18 protein-coding genes and 2 riboswitches are annotated in these 22,598 nt (G+C 54.5%); of the genes, 6 read left to right on the forward strand and 12 right to left on the reverse strand.

The genetic code is table 11. The annotated features are described in order from the left end of the window. The 8 genes from C0623_11315 to C0623_11350 all read right to left on the reverse strand — a co-directional run. Window positions 1–407: N-acyl homoserine lactonase (locus tag C0623_11315; protein PLX98751.1), on the reverse strand; the 407-nt coding region annotated here is incomplete at its 3' end. Between the two features lie 4 nt (window positions 408–411). Continuing rightward, window positions 412–975, reverse strand: a complete 564-nt coding sequence (locus C0623_11320; protein PLX98752.1) for a response regulator — start codon at window positions 973–975, stop codon at window positions 412–414. 104 nt (window positions 976–1,079) lie between these two features. After that, entirely contained in the window at window positions 1,080–2,474 is a 1,395-nt protein-coding gene (gene lpdA / locus C0623_11325; GenBank protein ID PLX98753.1) for a dihydrolipoyl dehydrogenase, read from the reverse strand. A gap of 152 nt (window positions 2,475–2,626) precedes the next feature. Further along, entirely contained in the window at window positions 2,627–4,054 is a 1,428-nt protein-coding gene (locus C0623_11330) for a branched-chain alpha-keto acid dehydrogenase subunit E2 (protein ID PLX98754.1), read from the reverse strand. A 9-nt stretch (window positions 4,055–4,063) separates the two neighbouring features. Continuing rightward, window positions 4,064–6,748, reverse strand: coding sequence for a pyruvate dehydrogenase (acetyl-transferring), homodimeric type (gene aceE, locus C0623_11335; protein ID PLX98755.1), 2,685 nt, complete (start codon window positions 6,746–6,748; stop codon window positions 4,064–4,066). 149 nt (window positions 6,749–6,897) lie between these two features. Further along, window positions 6,898–8,616 carry a hypothetical protein gene (locus C0623_11340; protein ID PLX98756.1) on the reverse strand — a complete coding sequence of 573 codons (1,719 nt, stop codon included), beginning with the start codon at window positions 8,614–8,616 and terminating at the stop codon, window positions 6,898–6,900. A gap of 3 nt (window positions 8,617–8,619) precedes the next feature. Continuing rightward, on the reverse strand, window positions 8,620–9,573 hold the full coding sequence (locus C0623_11345; protein ID PLX98757.1) for a hyaluronate lyase: 954 nt from the start codon (window positions 9,571–9,573) through the stop codon (window positions 8,620–8,622). A 7-nt stretch (window positions 9,574–9,580) separates the two neighbouring features. Then, window positions 9,581–11,017 carry a hypothetical protein gene (locus C0623_11350; protein PLX98758.1) on the reverse strand — a complete coding sequence of 479 codons (1,437 nt, stop codon included), beginning with the start codon at window positions 11,015–11,017 and terminating at the stop codon, window positions 9,581–9,583. A gap of 9 nt (window positions 11,018–11,026) precedes the next feature. On the opposite strand from C0623_11350, the gene C0623_11355 reads away from it, so the two are divergent. Further along, a complete protein-coding gene (locus tag C0623_11355) occupies window positions 11,027–11,416 on the forward strand; it encodes a hypothetical protein (GenBank protein ID PLX98759.1) in 390 nt (129 codons plus the stop codon). A gap of 78 nt (window positions 11,417–11,494) precedes the next feature. On the opposite strand, the gene C0623_11360 is transcribed toward C0623_11355, so the two are convergent. After that, window positions 11,495–12,709: an ammonium transporter gene (locus C0623_11360; protein ID PLX98760.1), complete on the reverse strand. Its 1,215-nt coding sequence runs from the start codon at window positions 12,707–12,709 to the stop codon at window positions 11,495–11,497. 362 nt (window positions 12,710–13,071) lie between these two features. Between C0623_11360 and cysK the strand changes: the two genes are divergently transcribed. The 3 genes from cysK (at window position 13,072) to C0623_11375 (ending at window position 16,762) form a co-directional block, all read left to right on the forward strand. Beyond that, window positions 13,072–14,028: a cysteine synthase A gene (gene cysK / locus C0623_11365; protein PLX98761.1), complete on the forward strand. Its 957-nt coding sequence runs from the start codon at window positions 13,072–13,074 to the stop codon at window positions 14,026–14,028. Window positions 14,029–14,084: 56 nt separating this feature from the next. After that, a riboswitch (SAM riboswitch) is annotated at window positions 14,085–14,208 on the forward strand. A 115-nt stretch (window positions 14,209–14,323) separates the two neighbouring features. Next, on the forward strand, window positions 14,324–15,469 hold the full coding sequence (locus tag C0623_11370; protein ID PLX98762.1) for a cystathionine gamma-synthase: 1,146 nt from the start codon (window positions 14,324–14,326) through the stop codon (window positions 15,467–15,469). A 147-nt stretch (window positions 15,470–15,616) separates the two neighbouring features. After that, complete coding sequence (locus tag C0623_11375; protein PLX98763.1) at window positions 15,617–16,762, forward strand: cystathionine gamma-synthase; 1,146 nt, start codon at window positions 15,617–15,619, stop codon at window positions 16,760–16,762. Between the two features lie 49 nt (window positions 16,763–16,811). Here C0623_11375 and C0623_11380 read toward each other — a convergent pair whose 3' ends face one another. Further along, on the reverse strand, window positions 16,812–17,924 hold the full coding sequence (locus C0623_11380; GenBank protein PLX98764.1) for a hypothetical protein: 1,113 nt from the start codon (window positions 17,922–17,924) through the stop codon (window positions 16,812–16,814). 469 nt (window positions 17,925–18,393) lie between these two features. Then, window positions 18,394–18,507: riboswitch (SAM riboswitch) on the forward strand. A gap of 77 nt (window positions 18,508–18,584) precedes the next feature. Between C0623_11380 and C0623_11385 the strand changes: the two genes are divergently transcribed. Both C0623_11385 and C0623_11390 read left to right on the forward strand, forming a co-directional pair. Next, a complete protein-coding gene (locus C0623_11385) occupies window positions 18,585–19,703 on the forward strand; it encodes a homoserine O-acetyltransferase (protein ID PLX98768.1) in 1,119 nt (372 codons plus the stop codon). A gap of 62 nt (window positions 19,704–19,765) precedes the next feature. After that, window positions 19,766–20,794, forward strand: a complete 1,029-nt coding sequence (locus C0623_11390) for a proline/glycine betaine ABC transporter substrate-binding protein ProX (GenBank protein PLX98765.1) — start codon at window positions 19,766–19,768, stop codon at window positions 20,792–20,794. A 56-nt stretch (window positions 20,795–20,850) separates the two neighbouring features. Here C0623_11390 and C0623_11395 read toward each other — a convergent pair whose 3' ends face one another. Beyond that, complete coding sequence (locus C0623_11395; protein ID PLX98766.1) at window positions 20,851–21,036, reverse strand: hypothetical protein; 186 nt, start codon at window positions 21,034–21,036, stop codon at window positions 20,851–20,853. Further along, the gene (locus C0623_11400) at window positions 21,033–22,115 is read right to left on the reverse strand and encodes a tRNA 2-selenouridine(34) synthase MnmH (GenBank protein PLX98767.1); all 1,083 of its coding nucleotides are present in this window, start codon (window positions 22,113–22,115) and stop codon (window positions 21,033–21,035) included. The genes C0623_11395 and C0623_11400 overlap by 4 nt, the downstream gene beginning before the upstream one ends. Window positions 22,116–22,598: the final 483 nt, after the last annotated feature.

A 22,598-nucleotide genomic window follows, 5' to 3' on the forward strand; every position in this document is an offset into this window, starting at 1 on the left:
AGATAATGATGATAGGCTTCGGAATGGACATCATCGATCAGTTCGTGATGAAAGGTCGGAGCCAGACCGAAACGGCTTTCGGCCCAGCCCTTGAGGACGGCGCCTTCGCGTGAATTCGACTCGAACATCCAGCCGCGAAGAAAGCGGAGATAACTGTTTTTCAGGCTTTTACGACTGCTGTTGGTGACTTCATTTTCCCACTGGTGAAGCTGGAAAGTGACATCCATGTAATCATGAAACTGAAGGCCGCGCATTTCGCGGGTTTCCAGCCGGTCGAGGCGATCAAACAGAAGCCGGTTGGATTGCCGAACACCCTGAATTTCAAGCGGCTTGGGATTTCGGTTGAAATAGTGTGAGGCGATCACCCAGGGCGGAAGGTTGCAGAGGTTGAGTGACGCCGAGTGCATCAGATCAACTCTCCGTCAACAAAATCGCTTCGGCAACTTCTTTCATCGATTTACGCTTGTCCATCGCAATCTTCTGCATCTTGCGATAGGCCTCGGGTTCGCTCATTCCCTTTTCCATGAGCAGACCTTTCGCCTTGTCGACAAGCTTGCGGGTTTCGAGAGCCTCCTTGAGCTTGGCGTTCTCCTCAAGCAGGTTGCTCATTTCGATGAAACGATGAATCGCCAGTTCGACGGCGACCTTGAGCTGATCGGCGTTGAACGGTTTGAGAATATAGTTGCTGACGCCAGCGTCACGAGCCCGCTCGATTGTTTCCGGCTCGGTCGAACCGGTGAGCAGAACGATCGGTGCCGCAATTTCTTTGCCTATTTTTTCAGCAGCGGTGATTCCATCCATGACCGGCATTGCAACATCAAATACCATTAACAACGGTTTTTCCGTCGGCGCCAGCTCAACCGCCTGGGCTCCGTTTTCGGCCTCGACAATCCGGTCAAAGCCGTAATCAGCAAGGGTTTCGGCGACCTGCCGACGGATCAGGGGCTCATCATCAGCAATCAGTGCAGTCTTCATTTTTGCTTCTCCTCAATTGAGTGCGGAAACAAAAAGATACTGCATCGAATGTGCCATCCGGTTCTCGAGGGTACAAAACGGAGCGGGACTCGACTGGAAATGGGTCAGGATTTAAGAGCGGCTGCCGCGTCCTGAATTGTCTCGGAGAGGGTCGGATGCGGATGGATCGCCTTGCGCAGGTCCTCGCCGACCGCGGCGAGCTCGAGAGCGACGACACCCTCGGCGATCAACTCGCCGGCGCCGGGGCCAACCATCGCCATGCCGAGCAGACGATCCGACTCGGGATCGATAATCAACTTGGTCATCCCGTCTTCACGACCGAGGCTGAGCGTCCGGCCGTTGCCACGCCATGGCAGCTTGGCTGTTTTGACTTTTATCCCCTGCTCTTTTGCCGCGGTTTCGGTGAGTCCACACCAGGCGATTTCAGGATCGGTAAAAACAACCGCCGGGATCGCCCGGGGATCGAACAGAGACTTTTCACCGGCGGCGGCGTCAACGGCGACCACCGCCTCGGCATAGGCCTTATGGGCCAGCATCGGTTCGCCGGCGAGGTCGCCAATGGCGAAGATGTGATCCTCGGCGGTCCGCTGTTGCCCGTCAACTTCAACGAAACCGTTATCGGTAAGTTTGATGCCGGTATTTTCGAGACCGATATTTCCACTGTTCGGCTTGCGCCCGATGGCGACCAGAACCTTGTCGTACAACTTGCGCTGAGGTTCCCCCTTCTTCCCTTCCAGGGTCACCATCACACCGTTCTTCTGGACGTTCATATCGCTCACCCGGGTACCGGTCATGATCGCAGCAAAACGCTTATCGAGCCGGCGTTTCAACTGCGACACCAGATCGCGATCGCAGCCGGGAAGAAGCCCGTCGGTCATTTCGACGACCGAAACCTCGCTGCCGAGAGCCGCGTACACCGACCCGAGCTCCAATCCGATATAACCGCCACCGACCACCAGCAGCGACCCGGGAACATCCTTGAGCTCAATAGCGCCGGTCGAATCAAGAATCATCCCGCTCTCTTCATCAACTCCGGGCAGGGCAATCGGCCGCGAGCCGGTCGCCAGGATCGCCCGGTCAAAACGGACCTCCTGTTTTCCGCCATCGATCGTTTTCACTAACACGGAATTTGCATCCTGAAATCTGGCAAACCCGCGGATATGGTTGATCTTGAGTTTTCCTGACTTCTGGCCGAGCGCCGTCGTCAGTTTTTCGATGATGTCATTTTTCCAGCTGCGGACCTTGTCGAGATCGATTTCAGGTGGCTGGAAGGTCAGACCGATTTTTTCCGACTCACCGGATTCATTAATCAGCGCGGCCACATGCAGCAAAGCCTTGGATGGAATGCAACCACGGTATAAACAAACCCCGCCAGGGTCGGCTTCGGGATCTATCAGGGTCACGTTCATACCGAGTTGCGCGGCGTGAAAAGCAGCCGTGTAGCCGCCCGGTCCGGCACCAATGACGACAAGGTCGGTTTTTTCAGCATCAGTACTCATATAAATTATTCCTTTATCACAAACCTGATTTTCAACGGAGAGTCGGAGAGATGGAGAGAATAGGGAGAATGGTGATCCCAGAAATAAAACTCTCCCTCTCTCCGCCTCCCCGTTAAATCGATTTTGAATTTAGATGCAAACAGAAGTCGAGCCTATCCCTTCATCACCAGCTGCAACGGGTACTCGACGGCCTGGCAGATCCACTGCATGAAGCGGGCGCCATCGGCGCCGTCGATGACCCGGTGATCGTAGGTCAAGGTCATCGGTAAAATCATCTCCGGCACGAAATCCTGGCCGTTCCAGACCGGCTCGTGACGACCGCGGGCGACTCCGAGGATCGCAACCTGTGGCGGAAAGACGATCGGCGTGAACAGGTCGCGGCCGATCCCTCCAAGATTACTGATTGTAAAGCAGCCCCCTTCCATCTCCTCCGGCTTGAGCTTGCGCTCGCGGGCCCGCGCCGCCAGATCGTTCAATTCAATGGCAATCGTCTCGATATCCTTCTTGTCGGCGTCACGCAAGACCGGAACCAGCAGACCGGCGGGAGTGTCGACAGCGACACCGATATGGACATACTCCTTGAGTATCAACTGATTATTGGCACTGTCTAGACTGCTGTTAAACTGCGGGAAATGACGCAGGGCGGCAGCGCAGATCTTGACCAGAACCGCGGTCATGGTCAACTTCGATTGTCCATCGGCATGACTGTTAAACTCTTTGCGAAACTCTTCGAATGAACTGATCCGGGCATGCCCGGTCTGGGCAACCATCGGAATGTTCGCCCAGGCCGCAGCCATGGTCTCGGCGGTGAGCCGCCGGACATTGGAGAGTGTCTCGGTCTTGACTTTCCCCCAGCGGCTGAAATCGGGGAGGCTGACCGCAGATGGGGCGGGAGCACCCGAGGCAAGCGACTTCATGGTCTTTCGAACATAGCGCCGGATATCAGCCTGGCTGATCCGCCCGCCGGGGCCGCTCCCCTCTACCCGGTAAATATCAACGCCGAGTTCACGCGCCTTGCGCCGCACCGACGGTGCCGCCGGAGCGACCTGGTCACCCCGTCTTGCTGTTTTCAGATCAACCTCTTCGTCATTTTTTTCGGGTAATGCCTCTTCGGCCCGGGCGCTTTCCATCGCCGGCCGCTCTGCAGATGCCTTTCCGTCTTCCTCGGGGACCGGTTCTTTCTTTTCCGATTTCCCTTTCTGTTGCGGCTCCTCTTCTTTTCCTGTTTTCTCTTCCTCAGACTCGTCCGTTTCTCCGGACTCCGGTTCTGCCACCGGTGCGGTCTCTTCTTCTGTTGCGGGATCATCTTTCTCTTCCGCGTCAATTTCGTCACTGCCGCCGGCGTCACCTTCAATCAGCATAATGACCGCACCGATCGAAACAGTTTCACCCTCTTCGACCTTGATGTCAGTGACCTTGCCGGCATGAGTCGACGGAATTTCGACCACGGCCTTGTCGGTTTCCAGCTCGAGAAGGGTCTGCTCTTCCTCGACCGTGTCACCAACCGCCACGGCGATGGCCGCGACGATACCTTCTTTGACACCTTCGGAGACCTCCGGAACCTTTATTTCATGTGCCATTTCAAATCCTCAATCCGTATGGGGGTTCAGTTTATCGGAATTTATTTTCAGCTTTTTGATGGCGGCTGCAACTTTTTTACGACTGAGTTCACCGGCCTCGGCCAGTTGCAGCAATGCTGCAGCCACGATATAGCGCGCATCGACTTCAAAGAAGTCGCGCAGTAACTCCCGCGAGTCGCTGCGGCCGAACCCGTCGGTCCCGAGGCAATGTAACGGTCCGGGAATCCACTTGGCGATCGCGGCCGGCAGAACCTTCATGTAATCGGAGGCGGCGACGAAAACGCCTTCTTCTCCCGACAGTTGACTACTGACATACGGCTTTTTCGGCTGCTTGTCCGGATTGAGAAGATTCCAGCGTTCACACTCGATAGCATCCTGGTAGAGCTCCTTGTAGCTGGTAACACTCCAGACATCGGCAGCGATCTGGAATTCTTCCCCGAGAATCTCCTGGGCCTTGATCACCTCGTTAAGGATCGAACCACTCCCCATCAGATGAACCTTGCCGTTATCTTTCTTGCGCCCGCTCGAATTGTACTTGTAAAGGCCGCGGATAATCCCTTCGCGGATATCGGCCTTCTCCGGCATCGGCGGCATCAGGTAGGTTTCGTTCATCGCCGTGATGTAATAGATCAGGTCTTCCTGGTGACAGTACATCCGGGTCAGGCCGTCATGAACGATCACCGCAAGTTCATAGGCGAAGGCCGGGTCGTAGGCCTTGACCTTGGTCGGTGTCAGGGCCAGAACATGGCTGTGGCCATCCTGATGCTGCAAGCCTTCCCCGGCCAGGGTCGTCCGTCCGGAGGTCGCGCCGATCAGAAAACCGCGGGCCCGGCTGTCGCAGGCCTGCCAGATCAGATCTCCAACCCGCTGGAACCCGAACATCGAGTAAAAAGTATAAAAGGGAATGGTCTGGACACCGTTGTTGGAATAGGCCGTTCCGGCGGCGATAAAGCTGGCCATCGACCCGGCCTCGCTCAAGCCCTCTTCAAGAATCGCCCCTGATTTTTTCTCGTTGTAGTAGAGCAGGCTCCCCTTGTCGATCGGCTCGTAGAGCTGGCCGACGTGGCTGTAGATACCGGCCTGGCGAAAGAGTGATTCCATGCCGAAGGTTCGCGCCTCGTCCGGTACGATCGGCACGATCAGCTTGCCAAGCTCCTTGTCGCGCAGCAGCTTCGCCAGCATGTGGACCAGGACCATGGTCGTCGATAACGGGCGCTCTCCCGAACCATCAAAATACTCCTTGATCAGCTCTTCGGTCTGACAGGCCATCGGTTTGCTGCCATCGAACCGCTGCGGCAGATGACCACCGAGAGCAGAGCGCCGTTCCCGCAGATACTGCATCTCGGGGCTGTCCTCAGCCGGCCGGTAAAAAGGTGCTTCGGCGATTTGATCATCACTGACCGGAATATTGAAGCGGGTCCGGAATTCTTTCAACTCGTCTTCATTGAGCTTCTTCTGGGCATGGGTGATATTCTTGCCCTCACCCGCCTCACCAAGTCCGTAGCCCTTGATGGTGTGGGCCAGAATGACGGTCGGTGAGCCTTTGTGTTCAATCGCCGCCTTATAAGCGGCGTAAACTTTCTCCGGATCGTGACCGCCGCGGCTCAGGGCCCCGAGCTGATCATCAGAATAACCCTTCACCATCTCTTCGAGCTCCGGATACTTCCCGAAGAAGTCCTTGCGGACGACGTCACCGCTCGCCCTGGTGAAGCGTTGCATCTCACCGTCGACCATTTCGTCCATCCGCTGGACCAGTCGACCATGGACGTCATCTTCGAGCAGGCGGTCCCAGTCGCCACCCCAGATAACCTTGATCACGTTCCAGCCGGCACCACGAAAGGCGGCCTCAAGCTCCTGGATAATTTTACCGTTGCCCCGTACCGGACCATCAAGGCGTTGCAGGTTACAGTTGATAACGAAGATCAGGTTGTCAAGCTGCTCGCGCGCCGCCAGGGTAATCGCCCCGAGCGATTCCGGCTCGTCCATCTCGCCGTCACCGAGCATCACCCAGATCTTGCGGCCGCTCGACTTGCGCAGGCCACGATCCACCAGGTAATGATTGAACCGGGCCTGATAGATAGCGGTAATCGCGGAAAGGCCCATCGAAACCGTCGGAAACTCCCAGAAATTCGGCATCAAGAAAGGATGTGGATATGAGGAGAGTCCACCGGCCGGGTTCAGCTCATTGCGAAAATTCTCAAGGTCCTGCTCCGACAGCCGTCCTTCGAAAAAAGCCCGGGCATAAACGCCCGGTGAGGCATGCCCCTGAAAATAGACCATGTCACCGAGAAAGTCGTCGGTCCGGCCACGCCAGAAATGATTGAAGCCGACTTCCCAGAGGCTCGCGGTCGACGCATAGGTGGAGATATGCCCGCCGATGCCTTCAACATCACGATTGGCCCGGACCACCATCGCCATCGCGTTCCAGCGAATGATCGACTTGATCCGCCGCTCAATCTCACGATCACCCGGGTAGACCGGTTGGCGATTGCGGGGTATGGTGTTGATATAGGGGGTATTGGCGGTAAAAGGCAGACTCACTCCCTGCTCCTGGGCCCGCACCTGCAGGAGACGTAAAAGCTGGAGCGCCCGCTCCTCGCCATGTTCCCTGATGACGTAGTCTATCGATTCTCGCCATTCGTTATTCTCGATAGCGTACAACTCTTTTAATTTTTCAGGATTCTTGCTCGACATCTGTTCGCTTCCTTGTGAAAGTCATCGGCCTGAGTGGCCTGTTTGGAAAATCAGTATAAGTTGAATTAAATTGTAGGTGGTTCAGGTCGGAATGCAAGGCGGGGATCTTTTACAAACGGAAAAATAGTATCCGGAGGCGGCACAAAAAATCAATCCAGACCCGGCAGGGTGACTGTGACCCGGGTGAAATCGCCCTGATCACTTTCAATATCGATCCGGCCATTGTGCTGCTGGATAATATTGAAACAGACATGCAGACCGAGTCCGGTCCCCTCCCCGGCCGGCTTGGTGGTCACGAAGGGATTCATGACCTTGTTGATCATATCTGCCGGAATTCCGATGCCTCGGTCGTAAACGGTCAGGCGGACAAGCGAACCATCTGCGCCTGAAACCCGCTCCAGAACGATCCGCAATATCTTGTCAACATGGTGATTTTCGGGATATTTTTTATTCAGAGCATAACGGGCATTACTGATCAGGTTCATCAGCACCTGTTCAAGATTCTGGAAGTTTCCGTTAACCCGGGGGATCTGTTCATCGATACTGACATCAAGATCGATCCCTTCCGCCTCGAGCCGAACCTTGAACAGATTGAGGGTTTCACTGACAATCCCAACCATATCGACCGGCTCAGTCTTGTCCGAACCCTGATGAGCATAGTTGAGCAGACTGTAAACGATTGAAGAGATTCGTTTCCCTTCCTTGATTATTCTCCCGAGCAGTTCGTCCCCCTCGGTGTCGCCGCCGTAACGATTCTTGTAGAGTTGGGTATAGTTGATTACGCCGCTGATCGGGTTGTTGATTTCATGGGCAACCCCGGCCGCAAGTTCACCGAGAGAGGCCATTTGCGACAGGTTAATGGTGCGTAAATCTTCCGCTTTTTTTTGCGTGACATCGAACAGGGAGATGGTCGCTCCGGAAATATTGCCACGCCGGATGATCGGATGAAGTCGGCACTCACCGATAAAATATGTCCCGTCGGCGCGCCACAGCAATACCTCATCGATCTTGATTGATCTTCCACTATCCAGCATCCGGGTTAAGATGTAGTCCGAATCATCGACCGGCGAACCATCCTCGGCTGTGTGCTGAATCGCTTCGTGCACATTGCGGCCGACGATCATCTCTTCGCTGGCAAAACCAAACAACTCGAGCCCGGACCGGTTGCAGAAGGTACAGATACCATTGGCATCGACACTGAGAAACGGGTCATCAACCGAATCCATGAAATTCTGTACACTGGCCGACACCAGGTTATGTTCCTCACTTTTCCGCCGCTCATAATAAACGGCGAGGGAGAACAGGACCAGAACAAAAGCGAGGCCGCTGACCGTCATGATTCCATGGTAATAAATGGTGCTCGATTTGAGATCATCAATCGCTTCCCGACTCAGGCTCAGCAGGTAATAGGAATTGATCGACCCGACTTTCCAGTCGGCATGACAACGGGAACAGTAGTTTGTTGTTTCAACCGGGAAAAAGTAGGTCGTGCGCCCGTCACGACTGATGATTTTCTGCTGCTGCAGGCCGATGATTCCGCGTTCCATTTTTCCGACGAGGCTCTCATTCGAGGAGTAGCGGATCATCCCTTTGGTGTCGATCAATGAGAACTCATGTACGTCATCAAACGTTCCGACCTCCTGCAGATGATTGGTGAAGACTTTCATGTTCCCCTTTTTCAGGGAATCGTAGGTCGACAGGAAAATAACATCGCGCAGGTTCTCCATGTACCTTTCGAGAGACTGCCGCGTTTCCAGAGAATGGAGAGAATTGTAAAGGATGACGATAATCAGAACAAAAACAAAGATGCCGGTCACAACATTGAAATAGGTCGCCGTCTCGGATTTCCAGAAATCGCGCAGTTTCATCGATCAGCGGCTCCTGGTTTTCTTTTTCAGCTGCGACCAGGGGATATCCTCGACTTCCGAGGGCTCGAGATATAGATCATCCTTGAACGGCCAGTACGGGCTCATGCAGCCGATGCAAGGCGTGTTGCTGTCGATACAGACACTGGTCCGGTTGTTCCAGCGCCGCACCGGGCAGTCGCTCGGGGTCAGCGGTCCACGGCACCCCTTTTTAAGCAGGCAATCATTTTTGTCCTTGGCAAAATCCTCGACGAAAAGGTCTTGGCTAAAGTGCTGATAACGATTGCAGCGATTGTGCAGGATTTCTCCGAAATACTCTTTCGGAAAATTCGTCTTTTCCTTCAGCGGCGGCAGCTTGCCGGTGGCGGTGATGTATGCGAGGCTGCCCATCAAATGATCCGGGTGGACCGGACACCCCGGCAGCTGCAGATGCGGAATATCGATCTCCCTTTTTTCGAGATAGGATTTGACCGAAAGCGCTCCGGTCAAATTTCCATTCGAGGCCGGAATTCCGCCGTGGCTGGCACATGATCCCGAGCTGATGACCAGGCGGGCTTCTTTGGCGTAGTCGGCCAGAACGTCGTAGACCGGCGTCGTGCCGAGGTAACAGGCCTCCTTCGGCCGAGTCGGAATACTCCCTTCGACAACGAGGATAAAATCGCCGCGCGCGACAATCCCCTTCAAGGTGTCGAGGTAATCATCGCCCTGACTGAAAGAGAGCGCCGGGTGCAGGTCGAGACCACCGATCTGGGCGAGAAAATCAACAAAATCGAAGTCATTACCGTACATCATCGAGGTCGTACAGCCCATGCAATTCTGGGCATGAATGAAGGCAATCGGTGGCGGATCCTCTACCAGGCGAATGAACCCCTCGGCCAGGGACCGGGTCAGCAGCGTGCTACCGCACATCAGCAGCGAAATGTCCCGGCATTTTTTCAGAAACTGGCGGCGTGTCAGCATCGTATCCTCAATGTATGGCACAGGCCAGGCAGGGGTCGAAGCTGCGGACGATCCGGCCGACCTCAATCGCATCCCGGCCGGTCTTGTTCCGGACTTCAGTTCCGACCAGGGCCTCTTCGACCGGTCCACGCACCTTCTTGACCGTCGGCCCGAAATTCCAGGCGGAGGGCACCTGTAACCGGTACCGGGTCACCTTGCCTTTCTCTGTCGAAATTTCATGATTCAGCGCGCCCCGCGCAGCAATCGACATTCCCCGTCCCTCTCCGGTCGGAGTCAACAGCATGTCAGGCGATTGAATCGTTGCTTCGCCGGCGCGGTATTGCGGCAGTAATTCCTGCAAATAGGAACAGATCTTCTCAGCTTCAACAGCCCGCGCCAGGATGCGCATCATAACCGACGACTCGGTTCCGCCCTGACCGAATTTTTTGACCAGCTTGCGGAATGCCCGGTCCTTACCAACCACCAGTCGGGCCAGCGGGCCGACCTCCATCGGAAGGCCGTCATAATGCATCGCCTTGACCCACGAATAGGCGCCCGGCTTGTCCTGCTGCGGACTGCCGGCCGGATCGAAATAAGAAGCCTCGGCAACCTCGGCGATGCGGCCGAAATCGACCTTTTCCGTTTTCTGTCCGGACCTCATGATTCCGGCTGTAAAAAGAGGCTTGTCAAGCCGGGAGAACCCGCCGTTGCCATAGAAATTTCCATGCGCTGCACCTATTGAAAAATACTGCGGGAAATTTTCAGCCAGGGCGATCGCCTGCGGGAGGAAAAAGCGCTCAACAAAATCAGCCGTTTTTTTCAAGGCGTTACCATAGTTCATCAGGCGGTCACTGGTTACATCGGTGGTCAACCCGCCGGGCAAAATGCTGTGACAGAACGGCACCTTGCCGCCGAGACTGGCCAACCCGCTCCCCGCCTCTTTGCGAACATTGATTGCTTCAATGTAGCCGAGGCCCATTTCGGCGGTCAGGGTTGTGTCGGCTACCGCATCGGATAGCGTGCGATGCTGAAACGTCTTTGATTGTGCCTGCATCCTGACCAGATTTTTTATTCTATTATCCTGGCCGGAGTAAGCGGCCAGGTGCTTGAAATCAAGATAATCGGGGAGCAGTAACTGGTAAAAATGAAAGATATGATCGGTCACCAGGTGCAGACCGAGAATCAGTTCACGGAGGAGAAATCCGTTGTCGGTCGGGGTCAGCTTGTACAAATCTTCGAGGGCAATGCTGGCGGCAATTCCGTGCACCTCGTGGCAAATACCGCAAATCCGCTGGGTGATACGGGCCGCATCGACCGGATGCCGCCCGAGCAACAGTTGCTCAAAGCCGCGGTACATCCGTCCGGCAACCCGGGCGGAAGCAACCCTGCCACCCTCGATTGTCGTCTCGATGGCCAAATGCCCTTCAATCCGGGTGACCGGATCTATGGAGATTTTTTTTGTCATATCGCAATAATGTTCTTAATGAGCAAGGGTCATACCAAGCACAAAAATAACACCAACCTACTGATATCACGTAATTTCAGACAAGGCAACGAGCATAGACCAGAGCCGGTGAATCGTAACAAAGGTTACAAAAAGACCGAAAAAAAAGAAAAACCCTATAAATCACAAAGGGTTAAACAGAATCGTAACATAGATTACGGTTGCATGAAAATAATCCTGAAAGAAAATAAACCGGACCAGACATGGTCATTTGACAAAAAAACACCCTGGAGACCAGGAGGGGCAAGTCGCCAGGGCGAATGGGAAGCTGCGTCCAGCTTCCGGAACCCTATACGTTTTTATTATACCCCTGTTTCGTTGATGGTCAACACGCTGGGGATTTTTTCTTTTCTAAATTAAGTAGTTAATCAAACAAAAAAGGGCAACTCCGGAAGGAGTCGCCCCTTGAATGATTGAATGCAAGTACAGGAATCGATCTTATTTAACATGGTCTTCCGGGTAAGCGTTGATCTGGTGAATGGCCAGGTCCGGTCCGACGAACTGATCGTCTTCACTCATGGTATAGCCGAACACCTTCTTGATCACGACATAGACGGCAAAACCGCAGACCAGGGCATAGCCGACCGCCAGGATCGATCCGGCGAGCTGGCTGATGAAGGTGACGCCACCGGCGCCGCCGAGCGTCTTGCTGCCGAAAATTCCGGCGGCAATACCGCCAAAGGTGCCGATCAGACCGTGCAATGGCCATACACCGAGGACATCATCGATCCGTAGCTTCTCCTGCTCCCACTGAAAACCGTAGACGAAAATCAGCGACCCGAGCCCCACCATGAAGAAAGCGGCAACCGGGTGGACAATATCGGAACCGGCACAGATAGCAATCAAACCGGCCAGGGCGCCGTTGTGAACAAAGCCGGGGTCGTTCTTGCTGGCGACCAGGGCGAAGAGGACGCCACCGACCATGGCGAGCAGCGAGTTGGCCGCGACCAGACCGGAAATACCGGTCAGCGACTGGGCACTCATGACATTGAACCCGAACCAGCCGACAGCCAGGATCCAGCTGCCGAGAGCCAGGAAAGGGATATTACTGATCGGAATCGCCTGGCTTTTACCGCGAACGTAGCGGTTGAGACGCGGCCCGAGCACAATAACTGCCGGCAGGGCAAGCCAACCGCCCATCGAGTGAACGACGACGCTCCCGGCAAAATCGTGAAACGGAGCGCCAAACGTATTTTCGAAGAAAGACTGCAAACCGGAGCTGTTCTGTCCCCAGATAACCGATTCAAAAACCGGGTAGATAACAGCGACGAAGATCGCCCCGGCCAGCACCTGCGGCCAGAAGCGGGCGCGCTCGGCGATGCCGCCGGAGATAATCGCCGGGATGCAGGCGGCGAAACAGAGTAGGAAAAAGAAACGGACGAGCTCGAATCCCTGGTTGGCACCGACCAGCTGGTCGACCGGTTGGAAAAAGTGAACGCCGTAGGCAATCGGATAGCCGATCACGAAGTAGACGACGGTCGAAACCGACCAGTCGGAAAGAATTTTGACGAAGGCGTTAACCTGACTCTTCTGGCGAACTGTTCCGACTTCGAGGAATGCGAATCCGGCGTGCATGGCAAAAACCATGACCGCGCCGAGCATGAGGAAAAGAACGTCACCGCTGTGACTGATCGACGTGATGGCAGACTCCATTGTCATACCCTCCTGAAATAAGATTTTAGGTTGGACTTTCGCGACAGCGCCATTGCAGCCGCGCCCAGCCTTTACTCAATTTCCATACCATCTGCCAATCCCTTTAAAATTCAGTTACTTGAACTCAGATAAGGCGAACATACAGCACCGTGAAACCCGGGCTTATGCATAAAAAACATGCAACGCTTGCCTCATTTCTGACCAGCCCATTTAACATCATTCCAGTGTTGTTTGCCTTTGTTTTTTCTTGACAATTTTAATAGGATTTAATATCTTGCGTACAACATTCTTGATTACACAGCTTTCAATCCCGAAGAATCTTGGTATACAAGAGAAAACCCTGTTAATGAAGGAGCGAGAAGATGAGTGCTATTTTCACTGACAATTCCCTTTCTATTGGCCGGACACCACTGGTTCAGCTGAACCGGGTCATTCCGGCCGGCGGGGCCACCGTCTATGCTAAAATAGAAGGTCGCAATCCGGCCTACTCGGTCAAGTGCCGGATCGGTGCATCGATGATCTGGGATGCCGAAAAGAGCGGCGCGCTCAAGAAGGGAATGGAGATTGTCGAACCAACCAGCGGTAACACCGGTATTGCCCTCGCCTTTGTTGCCGCGGCCCGGGGGATCCCAATCACCTTGACCATGCCGGATACAATGAGCATTGAACGACGCAAAGTCCTTAAGGCTTTCGGGGCTAATCTGATCCTGACTCCCGGCGCCAAGGGAATGTCCGGAGCGATCAAGGAGGCAGAGGAGCTTGCCGAATCAAATCCGGATAAATACCTGTTGCTGCACCAGTTTAAAAACCCGGCCAATCCACGGATTCATGAAGAGACGACCGGCCCGGAAATCTGGGACGATACGGCCGGCGAGATCGATGTACTGGTCTCCGGCGTCGGCACCGGCGGCACCATTACCGGCATCTCACGCTATATCAAGAATACCAAGGGTAGAAAAATCACTTCGGTCGCCGTTGAACCGGCTGACAGCCCGGTAATCAGTCAACACCTGGCAGGTGATTCATTACAGCCGGGGCCGCATAAAATCCAGGGAATCGGAGCCGGCTTTATCCCCGAGACCCTTGACCTTGATGTTGTTGATCGGGTTGAGCAGGTAACCAACGATGAAGCGATTGAATATGCCCGGCGCCTCGCCAAAGAAGAAGGCCTTCTTTCCGGAATCTCGTGCGGTGCGGCCACGGCGGTCGCGGCCCGACTGGCCAAGGATCCGGCCTTCAAGGGGAAGAAGATCGTCGTCATCCTCCCCGACTCGGGTGAGCGCTACCTGTCCAGCGTGCTGTTTGAGGACCTAACTTAATTTAATTTGACAAAGAACAACTGTTCCCATATTTTGCAATGACAATTTAATTGCAGTTTTCATCAAGAGTGGTGGAGGGACAGGCCCTTTGAAGCCACAGCAACCGACGCGTCAATGTTTTAAACAAAGGCGGGTGTCAGGTGCTAAATCCTGCCTCGGGCAACCGAGGGAAGATGAGGACGGTGCTTCAAACCAGCATTGATGTTCGTTTCTGAAGCCCCTTCTCATTCCCGAGAAGGGGCTTTTCAATTCCCCTTCGAGAAACTGCCACAACAAAGAAAGGGAATGACCAGACATGAACAGAAAAAAGCTTTCTACCCAGAGCGTTCAGATCGGCGTTGGCCGTGATGATCAAACCGGTGGCATCAGCTTTCCGATCTACCCGAGCGCTACCTACCGCCATCCGGGTGTCGGCCAGAGCACCGGCTACGACTACACCCGCTCCGGCAACCCGACCCGAGATGTCCTTGAAGAGGGTCTGGCCAAACTTGAAGGTGGAGCTCGGGGACTGGCTTTCGCTTCCGGTATGGCCGCCCTGACCACGCTCTTCCTGCACTTTTCATCCGGAGACCACCTGGTCCTCTCTGAAGACCTATACGGTGGCACCTACCGCGTCCTGGCTGACGTTTTCGGCAAGCTCGGTATCAGCACCACCTACGTCGATACGACGAACACCGCCGCGGTTGCAGCGGCGATCACCTCCGACACCAAAGCATTGCTGGTCGAGACACCCGGTAATCCCCTGCTCGGTGTCGCCGACCTTGCCGCCCTCGGTGATCTGTGCCGGAAAAACAATCTTCTCTACGTCGTCGACAACACCTTTCTGACTCCGGCCCTGCAGCGACCGATTGAATTTGGTGCTGACGTCATTGTCCATTCAGCAACCAAATACCTTGGCGGTCACAGTGATCTTTGTGCCGGTGCCTTGGTTTTCATAGATAAAGAGCTTGGCGAACAGTTTTACATGCTGCAGAATGCCACCGGTGCCATCCTGCCACCGCAGGAATGCTGGCTACTGATCCGCAGCTTGAAAACACTGCCATTGCGCATCAAACAACACTGCGAAACCGCCATGACCGTCGCCCACTGGCTGCAGAAGCACCCGAAGGTTGAAAAGGTTTATTACCCTGGGCTGAACGAGCACCCCGGCCACGCATTGAGTCAGAAGCAGGCAAGCGATTTTGGTGGTATGCTGTCATTTCGGACTTCGTCTCCGGAACTGGCGGCCCGGGCACTGGAGAAGCTGCAACTGATCTCCTTTGCCGAAAGCCTTGGCGGCGTCGAGTCCCTGATGACCCTGCCGGCAGTGCAAACCCATGGCGACATCCCGGAAAAAGAAAGGGAGCGTCTCGGGATTACCGACACCCTACTGCGACTTTCGGTCGGGCTGGAAGATGCGGAGGATATCATCGCCGACCTCGAGCAGGCATTAAACCAATAGAGCTCTCAACGGAGAGCCGCAGAGATGGAGAGACCGCGGGGTGACAATCAAATCAGAAAAACTCTCCTGGCTCTCCGCCTCTCCGTTAATGTAAGTTCTTGTGGTAAACAGACTTAGTTCTACAACCATAATCTTTGAGGTCACAGCATGAGCGTAAAAAGCTACAAACCGGCCACCCTCGTCGTTCACCAGGGCACCGACCGCGACCCCTTTACCGGGGCGGCGACCATACCAATCTACCAGGCTTCGACCTACCACCATCCGGACGGCGAGTCAGGCACCTATGAATATGCCCGCAGCGGCAATCCGAGCCGCCAGCAGGTCGAGGAAGCGGTTGCCCTGCTCGAAGGCGGAACCAACGGCTTTGCCTACCCCTCCGGCATGGCAGCGATCGGCAGTGCACTGGCCCTGCTGAAAAGCGGCGACCACCTGATTGTTCCGGACGATCTTTACGGCGGTAGCTATCGCTACCTGACCCAGCTCATACCGGACCTCGGCATTGAAGTCACTTTTGCCGACTTCTGCGACCCGAACAAGATTGCCGAGGCGGTCAACAACAAAACACGCGGCATCTTTATCGAAACCCCGTCGAATCCGCAGTTCCAGGTCACCGACATCCGGGCGATCGTCGACATTGCACAGAGGGGAAATATCCTGACCTTTCTCGACAACACCTTCATGACACCGCTCCTGCAAAAACCGCTCGAGCTCGGAGTCGATGTTTCGATTAACAGCGCCACCAAGTTCCTCGGCGGTCACAGCGACATTCTGGCCGGGGTCAATGTGACCAAAGATTCGGTTCTCGCGAAAAAGCTGCGCCGCTTCCAGACTGGCTTTGGCGCCGTACTCGGACCCTTCGACTCATTTCTGCTGGCGCGCGGCCTGAAGACCCTGAAGGTCAGACTTGAGGCGGCCCAGAAGTCAGCGGGTGAACTGGCTGAGCGTCTGGCCGGGCACCCGGCAATCGCCCGAACCATCTATCCCGGCCTCGACCGGTTCGCGCAAAAAGAGCTTCATTATTCCCAGGCCACTGGCCCGGGTGCCGTTTTAACGTTCGAATTGAAAGAAGAGAAGAGAGTCAAACCGCTGCTCGAAAAGATCCGGCTGCCGATTATCGCCCCGAGCCTCGGGGGAGTCGAATCGATCCTGACCCACTGCTGGACGATGTCGCACGCCGCGATGCCGGCCGAGGTCAAGGAGCGGCTCGGTATCAGTGAAGGATTGTTGCGCTTGTCGGTCGGGCTCGAGGATGTCGAGGACCTCTGGGAAGACCTGGATTCGGCCTTGAGCTGATTTCGAAAATAAATGAAAAAGCCCCCGAAGAATCGGGGGCTTTTTCATTTTAAAACTCGAGGGCGAGTTGAGCGGTCACCATGTCGGATTCACCGCCGGCCGGGATATCTTCTTCGGCGTTGAGGTATTCCAGGGCAACGACAACATTGTCAAAAATCCCGTAAGTAATCGTTGCACCATAACGCTGCAGATCGCTCTGGAAGTCGGTCGCCTCTTCGTAGCGCACAGCAAGCTGTAGAATTTCCGACGGCATCCAGGCAAGCTCGACATTCCACGCTTCCGGTTCATCACCGGTGAGATCGGTTGGATCAGTCGTCAGGGTAGCGACCAGGGAAGCGGTATCAAATGTATCGAGAGCGCCCAGGTACTCGGCTTCGAGTCCCAATGGTCCGACATGCAGCGAGACAAAACCACTAAATCCGGCGATATCATCTGTGTAAAAGCCGCTATCAATATCGAGCTCCGAAATCAGCCCGCTATCGCTTTCGGCGAGATCACTGATATAGGATGCACCAAAACTCAATATCTGGTTGGGCGCGACCTCGAGAGCGGCAACAAAATCGTCAATATGGTTCTTGTCGCCAGCGACATCGGCGTCACCGTTAAAGACTCCGAGCTTAATATTCCAGAGCTCACCGGCGAGCTCGAACAGAAGAGCGGTATCTCCGGTTTCGCCAAGTTCGAGGGTCAACGGATCACTGACCATGTAGCTGTTAAACATGCCGAACGGAAGATACATCTGACCGGCATGCAGCGACGAAGACGCGCCAGCCACCTGTTGCGCACAGGTCAGGCTGATCACCGCTTCGTCGACCGTAAAGTCTTCGCCCTCCTCGTAAAGCAGGATAATATGGCCTCCGATATAATCTGAGATTGATGCTTCCAGCGAGAGTTCAGCTGCCTCCAGGACAATATCACTTTCAGCATCCCCTCCATCCGGGTCGTTATAGCCAGCCTCGACCTCAATCACACCCTGCAGGTCGATGTAATCACTGATTTGACCAGACCCGGTTTCCGGACCATGCTGTTCAAGAGCGGCAATTCTTTTTTTCAGGTTCTCAAGGTCACCTTTACTCTCGGGATGCGCGGCTAACACCGGCGACACCAGAACAAATAAGCTAAGTAACAAGAGAATACTCAATTGAGTGAATCGAAACATCATGGTCCCTCCATTATTCTTTTCTGATTTATTGCTATCGCCCCAACCCTTCGTGAAGAAATCTCCACATAACGCCGATTTATCGCAGAATTCATGCCAGAAAGCAGAGAAAACTGAACAACACCTCCTGTATCAAAATTTCTTGCAAAAACAGAGGGATAGAAAACAAGTATTCTATCCTGTGCTGTAAAATATGGGTTAAGTATCTGATTCATATTTTGTGTCACCTAAAAGATGCTGACACAGTTATGTGACATTTACCTGTGCGCAAGAGAAACAACTAATCTCGCAAAATCATTGTGTGACAGGTTTTACTGAAGAGGGAGTTGATGCCAGTTTTATAATCCTCATCGCCTGAAGCGTAACGATAATTACTCGGTAAATTCATCCCGGCATATAATTGACGTCTCTAATTAGGTTTGACAAGCTGACATGGTTCCGTTAAATTGCTCAGACAATCAAATACTTACTATCGTTATCGAGAGTGGTGGAGGGAAAGGCCCTGCGAAGCCACAGCAACCGGTTCATGGCAACATGAACGTCAGGTGCTAATTCCTGCCCTGCATCAAGCGGGGAGAGATGAGGATGGTGCTTGCTGAATACTATCGAGACTCCATGCAGGCCCCTTCCCATCCGGAAGGGGCCTTTTTTATCTGGAAAGCTATGAGCGAATCGATCGGCATCGTCAAAACTGAATATGCGCACTTCGACACCGAACTGCAGCTCGAAAGCGGCCGCCTGCTCGGACCGATCACCATTGCCTACGAGACCTACGGTGAGTTGAATGCCGACAAGAGCAACGTCATTCTGGTGGCTCACGCCTGGACCGGTGACGCTCATGCCGCCGGCCGCAACTCGGAGGAAGATCGCAAGCCGGGCTGGTGGGACGACATGATCGGCCCCGGCAAGGTCCTCGACACCGATCGCTACCACGTTATCTGCACCAACACCATCGGCTCCTGCAAGGGTTCAACCGGTCCGACCAGCATCAACCCGAAAACCGGCCAGCCTTATAAGCTGTCGTTTCCGGTGTTAATGGTCCGCGACATGGTCCGGGCCCAGGTTTTGTTGCTTGACCATCTCGGCATCTACATACTGCAAACCGTCATTGGCGGTAGCATGGGCGCGATGCAGGCACTCGAGTGGGCGATTCTTTATCCGGAACGGGTCCGATCAATCATTCCGATCGCCGGCACCGGCCGGACTTCGCCGATGGCGATCGCCCTGAATGCCCTGGCGCGACAGGCGATTTATAACGATCCGCTCTATAAAAAAGGGAACTACCGCCCCGAGCATCCGCCGGCCGACGGTCTTGCCCTCGCCCGCGCGGTCGGGCACATCTCTTTTCTGTCCGACGCCTCGATGCATCTCAAGTTCGGGCGACGCTATTCGGCCCGCGATGGCATGTTCGACTTCTTCGGCAAGTTTGAAGTCGAGCGTTACCTTGCATACAACGGCGGTAACTTCATTGACAAGTTCGACACAAATTCGTTCCTCTACCTCGCCAAGGCCCTCGACCTCTACGATGTCTCCTGGAACTTTGACAGCATGGAGAATGCCCTGTCGAACCTCGATTGTCCGTCGCTCTGGTTTGCCTTCACTTCCGACTGGCTCTACCCGCCGAACCAGACCGAGGAGGTCGTCGGGATTCTTGAGAGTCTGAAAAAGCCGGTCGAGTATCACCTGATCGAGTCCGATTACGGACACGATTCCTTTCTGGTTGAACCGGAGAAGTTCACGCCAAAAGTTGTTGAATTTCTCAAACGACTGGAAAATCAGTAGAATTTTGCTTTAATTTCAAACAGTCACGTCAATATTTCTACGATTTTGCACAGGAGGTCAGGATGAGAAAAATCATCATGGTGGTTTTGTTCACCCTGTTGTTCCAGCTTCAGGGAGCGGCCGAGGCCAGCAAGCAACAACCGGGAGTCGGGGTTACGGTCCAACCGGCCCGCGCCACATGGAATACCGGCTATTTCCAGGAAGTCCTGGTGCGCAAGGCTTTGCAGGAACTCGGCTACTCGGTCAAAAAACCAAAAGAGCTTCAAAATCCGCTCTTCTACCAGTCACTGGCCCTCGGCGATGTCGACTACTGGGTCAACGGCTGGTTCCCGATGCATAACGAACAGATGCCGACCAATTTCTATGAAAAAGGAGAGGTTCTCGGCTACATCGCCAAGGCTGGTGGTCTGCAGGGGTACCTGGTCTCGAAAAAAGAGGTCGAAAAATTCGGGATCACCTCCCTCGACGACTTCAAGCGCCCGGAGGTCAAACAGGCTTTCGATCAAACCGGCGACGGCAAGGCCGACCTGGTCGCCTGCCCTCCCGGCTGGGGCTGCGAAAACACCATTACCCATCATTTGAAAGTTTACGACCTGAATGATCATATCAACCCGATCAAGGCCGGTTATACGGCGAGCATGGCCGATGCCCTGGCGAAATACAAGAACGGCAAGCCGGTCTTTTTCTATACCTGGGCTCCGAACTGGACCATCTTCAAGCTCAAGCCCGGCAAGGATGTCATGTGGATCAATGTTCCGGAAATAAAGGCCCGGCCGGTCGAGATGGAAGCGGTCGACCGGATGACGGGAACCGGCATCAAAGGAGCGGTGAGTGATCCGATCAAGCTCGGTTTTGTCATTGCCGATATCCGTGCCGTCGCCAACCGTGCCTTTCTTGATAAGAATCCGGTGATTCGAAAATTCCTCGAGCTGTTCTCGCTGCCGCTGGAAGACATCAACGAACAGAACACCCGGATGCATGAAGGCGAAAAGTCGGCAAAGGATATCGAAAAACACGCCGATGAGTGGATTGCGAAAAACCGGACGACCTGGGATTCGTGGCTGGCTGAAGCGCGAAAAGCAGCGAAGTAAATCAGAAAGAGGTCGGAAATCCGACCCCTTTCTGATCGAAACTCTATCGAAGAGACTCAGCCCTGATCCTCATCCTCTTCGGCAAAAAGTCCAAGCTGCTCAAAGTTCCGCTTTTCAATTTTGAACGGATAAGGCTGGAAACGGGGGCAGTCGACCAACAGGGCTGTTTCGTCCTGTTTGCAATGGCGGATGCATTTGCGACAGAGAGGGTTGCAGGGGCCCTTTCTCTTTGCCCGGCTCATGCCGACTCCTGCGGACAATCGGTGTTGGATTCGAGAATATAGTCGATCGATTTTTTCAAAGGATCAAGCGAACCGGAGAACGGGTCGAGTTCCAACTCAATCCGCTGCTCCGGCATGGTGTGCCGGTAGAGCGGATCATAATAACGAATCATCAACTCGCGCACCAGCTCTTCCCATGCACCCCTTTCAAGAAGTTCGAGCATCTGCGCCATCACCTCACCACCCAGCCTCTCCTTGATCGCCCGGATCGGCCCGGCAAAATGCTCCTTCATCTCGTCGCGCGCCGGATAATCATCAAGGATGCACCTGACCCGCGTTTCAAGGTCGGACGTCAACCAGAGGCTGATTTCCTTCTGCATCGCTTCATGAACACTCGGTGGCAACACCACCCGGCCGATGTGGCGGCTCTCGCCTTCGACCAGCACGTAACGATCTCGCGTTACCAAGCGCAGCTCATCCCAGAGCAATGACTCAAACATCTTCTGACCCGGCTGCTCCGGTAATCCGACGTTTCCGAAGGCGCTGCCCCGATGGCTGGCCAGCCCCTCAAGATCGATCACCGGCAAGCCATCAGCAGCCAGACGCTTGAGAACCAGTGTTTTCCCGACTCCGGTCATACCGCGCAAAACCACAAATCGACCCCACTCCGCCGCGGCAAAAAAATCGAGAACATGCCTCCTGAATATTTTATGACCACCCGCCAACTGCCGCGCCGGAATCCCGGCCAGGTCAAAGAAGGAGGTCATGGCCCGGCTCCGTTCGCCGCCGCGCCAACAGAAAACAACGAGAGGCAGGTCGCTGCCTTCTGCAAACTCACGGGCCTGGTGGATCAGATCGGGAATTTTAGGAGAGACAACCTCAATACCGCGAAAACGGGCCTCCTTCTTGCCGATCTGCTTGTAGAGGGTACCGACCTCGGCTCTTTCCTCGTTGGAAAAAAGCGGAATATTGACGGCTCCGGGAATCGTTGCCTCGGCAAATTCGGCCGGCGTTCGCACATCGATCAGAACGGCACCGCGATCACGAAAAGAGAGCGCCTGGTCGAGGTTTATTCTCAGGTTTTTCGAGGATGAATTCATACCGTGATCTTTATAGCCTGAAAGGGCGACAGGAGACAAGACGATAACGTTTCACAAAAACCAATCAAGCCGGATGAACAAATAAATCATGTTCGCCGGTTTCACCTGGTGGACTCAATATATTACTTTTTTTCAGGGGACAATTCCCTGTACTTCGGGTCGTGTCCCCGTCCAACTTTTGACTCTGTTGGGGAGACCATTGATGATTTTGACTCACCCCTGGAGCTCTTGAGGTCGCCCTTAAGCACCGCGTTCACCGAACCGTAGCTCAGCCGCAACCGCAACCGCCACGAAGACATACCGTGTTTGCCTTAAGGCAAACTCCCCGGCACCACAATTGAACAGAAACAATTAGACCGCACAAAAAAAGCCCCCGGCAAGGGAGCCGTTTTCTGCATACTCTTTTATGGCTCAATAAAAGAGTATGGCGGAGTGCGCGGCCGAGACCGCGCGGTTCTCCTGTCTTCAGTCTTTAAGTCAGGG

The organism is Desulfuromonas sp. (assembly GCA_002869615.1).
Lineage (GTDB): Bacteria > Desulfobacterota > Desulfuromonadia > Desulfuromonadales > UBA2294 > BM707.